At 22.6% G+C, this 3,906-nt stretch carries 3 protein-coding genes and 1 pseudogene; all 4 read right to left on the bottom strand.

Annotation, left to right across the window (positions count from 1 at the left end; genetic code table 11):
- A pseudogene (locus tag OL66_RS00365) lies at positions 1–1,529 on the bottom strand (HsdM family class I SAM-dependent methyltransferase); the annotation flags it as partial.
- Positions 1,530–1,673: 144 nt separating this feature from the next.
- Positions 1,674–2,063, bottom strand: coding sequence for a type I restriction-modification system subunit M N-terminal domain-containing protein (locus tag OL66_RS00355; protein WP_041624839.1), 390 nt, complete (start codon positions 2,061–2,063; stop codon positions 1,674–1,676).
- Between the two features lie 52 nt (positions 2,064–2,115).
- Complete coding sequence (locus OL66_RS00350; protein ID WP_425319134.1) at positions 2,116–3,387, bottom strand: type I restriction endonuclease subunit R, EcoR124 family; 1,272 nt, start codon at positions 3,385–3,387, stop codon at positions 2,116–2,118.
- Positions 3,330–3,906: type I restriction enzyme subunit R domain-containing protein (locus tag OL66_RS00345; RefSeq protein ID WP_034172015.1), on the bottom strand; the 577-nt coding region annotated here is incomplete at its 5' end. The genes OL66_RS00345 and OL66_RS00350, both read right to left, overlap by 58 nt.

The following is a 3,906-nucleotide window of genomic DNA, read 5'->3' as shown; positions in this document are numbered from 1 at the left end:
ATTTCTATGGAAATATTTTCAATATCATTTAATAATTTAGATAAATTATTGAAAAAAACATTTATTTGTTTTTGTTCTTTTAAAGCGGGTAATTTAAAAGTTAGTTGATAAAAAACATTTTTATCAATTTCGGATATTACCCCTTGTTTTCCAATAACCTTTAATTTTTTATGAACTTGAGAATTTTTTAAAAAATTCAATATAAAATTAGCATCAAACCCCTCTTTAACTTCAAAAACTGAATAAATATTAGAAATCAATACTGGTTTATTATAAATATTATAAGCAATTGATTTATGTTTTAAGAAATCTCTGTTGTTCATAACAATATTGTTGGGATATGCTATTCTATAATTTTTAATGTTTTTTTTAAATTGTTTGTTATTATCTCTTAAAATCAAACCTTTTTTACAATCTAGACTACAAATATCATAAGGGAAGCTATCTTTATTTGTTTTTGTTATTTCTTGTATTATATCTTTAATTGCTATTTCTTTTCTTTCTTTAGAATTTTCGAAAAATAATTCAATCTCTTTTTCTATTTGTTGTATTTTTTGAGATAAATTATTTTTTTTAGTTTCTAATAATTCTATTTCTCTTTTGAAAATCGCAATATTTTTTATATTTACCTCTTTGTTTTCTTGTAAATGATTTGAACAATATAAGTTTGTGGTTAAAACATAATTATTTTTTCTAATTTGCTCTATATTTGCTATTGACATTTTGTCATTTTTTTTATTTTGTGACACCATTTCCATTATATCTTTAATATTTTTTTTGCCTAATTGTCTTAGAGAAATACCACTTTTAATTCTTTCATGCATTTCTGATGCATCAATAAAACGAATTTGATGTTTTTGATTTTCTACACATTTTTGTATAATTAAAATATAAGTAATGGTTGTTTCAGATACATAAGGGAAAATATTTAGGGTTAATTGTATAATTGTATCAATATATTGATTTTCTACTAAAAATTTTCTAAATTCTATTACTCCGGGTGTAGAAGCGCATAAAACTCCAGATGGTAAAATAACACCTAAAGTGCCATCTTCTTCTAAGAGATGTAACATATGCATTATAAAAGCTAGTTCTCCTCTTTTTTTAGGAATTGATTTGCCTTTTAAATAAAATCTGTCGCAATTTTCTTTATTTTTTTCTTTATTATTGGTATACTATGGAGTGCCAAAAGGAGGATTAGCGATGATAATGTTGTATTTTTGTTCTAAATGGCTTTGATGTGGGAATAATAAAGTATCCCCATTTTCAATCTTTAAATTATAATAAGGTATATCATTTTTGTATTTTTGACCGCTAAAATCTTTATTATTATTTATATGATTTATAATTTTTAAAAGTAAAGATCCGCTACCACAAAAAGGATCATATATTTTTGTAATATTTTTATTTTTTGTTTTATGACAAATGATTTGTGATAAAAGTTCAGAAACAGAGGGTGGTGTAAAAAATTCTCTAGATTTTTGTTTTTTAGTAATGTTATCGCTAACAAATGTTTCAATTAAATACATATAAATTTCACCCATTGCATCTTCACAAAATTCATTACCTGAAAAAATATTGTCGATGCCTGTAATAAGGGTTTTTAATTTTGTATTTTTTTCTTCCTCGTTGCCTAATTTGGATTTTTCGGTTAAATCAAAATTTTCAAATAATCATTTAAAACAATGTGACTCAATAGATTTTAAAGCTTTATCTATTGCAACAAAACTAAAATTATCTTGATTAATAGAATTATTTAAATTAGCCCATAAATACTGAGGTTCAATGTGAAATCCACAAAAACCTTTTATATTGTTTTTAAATCTTGATTGTTCATTCGAATCCCATTTATCCCATGCTTGTTTATATTTCTCAAAGGATCCCAATATTGTAGTTTTACAAATATCTTTTTCAAATTTTATAGATAAATAACGGAAACTTAAAAGAGGTAAAATATAATCTTTAAAAATAGTTGTATCCACAGAATTTCTTAAAGTGTTATTAATCAAATTCCATAATTTTTGTTTACAAATTTGAACATTTTGATTTTTGTCATTTTTCATATTATAATTTTCCTTAATTTTGTCATTTTTGGATATCTTTATAATTACTGCATCAATCTTTAATGAAATTATAAATTTCATCTCTTAATTTAAATGCATAAAGATAAGGCAAAACTTCGCTCTTTTGCCCTTTATTTTTATCCATATATTCTTTTATTTGGTTTTCATTTTTGCTGATATGTTCTCTTAGAATAAAATCTTTAAAACCCAGATCATTTTTTTTATAATCAAAATAAGCATTAATTAATTTTTCCAAATCTTTACTATTTTCAAAACAAAATTCTTTGCTTTTTACCTCTATTTCTCTTTTGCTTTCTTGTTCTTTAATTAAATCTTTAACAAAATTCTTCCACAAATTAGATAAAATATTTCTTATAGCCCCCCCTTGTTGAGCATTTTGTGTTATTGTAGAAAAAATTTTATCATCTTCAATTTTATTTAAAAAAAATTCTTGCTGTTCTTTAGTCACATCATTATTATTTTCGTCCAAAATATTTTTTATTTCTTTATTAAAATTTTTGTTTTGTTGTGATGAAATGCTTTTATGTATTTTTTGTTCAGTTTTTTCAAATGATGATATTAATTTGTTTATATAATCTAAATTAATAAATGCGCTACCAAAGTGTTTTATTTCATCTTTTGGATTCGACGTGTTTTGTGGTGTTCCTGATTTAATTTTATCTCTTTTGTTTTTATAATCTAAGAACTCTTCCTTGTCTATTTCATTTTTAAAATATTTTTCTTCAAACTCTGTTTTTATCCTAATAATATTTCTTATTTTAGAATATTTATCAAAAATATCTATGAATTTTTTTTCTTTTTCTGTATAACCCATAATATTTTTTTCAATATATTTTACATTAGGAGCTAATTTTCTTATTTGTTTTAAGTAATCTTTATATTCTAGTTTTAATTCTTCATAACTTTTTTTCTTTTTGATTGTGTGTTCTGGATCAAATAAACCCATTGCTTCATTAAATAATAAAGCTTGGTCGTTGTCCTTTTTCTTCGTTTGAAAACAATAAATATTACCGTATTTTTTGCTTTTATCATGTTTTCTAATTGTTCTAGAAAATGCTTGGATTAAATTATGGTATTTCAACTCTTTGTCTAAGTATAAGGTATTTAATAGAGGAGAATCAAAACCAGTTAAAAACATGTTGACTACCAAAAGTAAATCTATTTTTTGATTTTTATTATCAGTTTTCATTTTTTCTAATATTTGTTCATGATATCTTTTTTCATTAACAAAAGGCGTTTTATCATCTACAAATTGATTTTTTGTTTTTTTGCTAAAATTTTTATAAAAATCACTTTTATTGATTTAAAAGCCTCCCTTTTATCGTCATTTTTTTCATTTTCAGAGTTAAAATGTTCAGAACAAATAGCTGCTATTTTTAAATCATGTTCATTTTCCTTGTTTTTAAATATGTTATAATATTCTATTAAATCATCAATATTAGAAACAGCAAATAAGGCATTATATTTTTTATTTTGTGTTAAATCATGATAAGAATTTAGAATCTTTTTTACTACTTCTTCTTTACAAGTTGAATTATTTTTTGTTTTTCTATAATATTCCACATTATAATCAATAACAAATTTATCTTTTAGAGCATTGGAAAAACGATATTCATGTATACATTTATTAAAAAGTTCTTTTGTTGTTTTAGCATTTTTACTAAGTTTATTTTTTTCGAAAATAGGCGTCCTTGTAAACCCAAAAAAATAAGATCCATAAAAATATTTAATCATATTTTCATGCATTTCTCCTTGTTGCGATCTATGGCATTCATCTATGATAAAAAACATTTTTTCATTTTTATATTTTTTTAAAAAAAAT

Source organism: Chrysanthemum yellows phytoplasma (genome assembly GCF_000803325.1).
GTDB classification, from domain to species: domain Bacteria; phylum Bacillota_I; class Bacilli_A; order Acholeplasmatales; family Acholeplasmataceae; genus Phytoplasma; species Phytoplasma asteris.
This window is presented reverse-complemented; position numbering and strand designations above follow the sequence as displayed.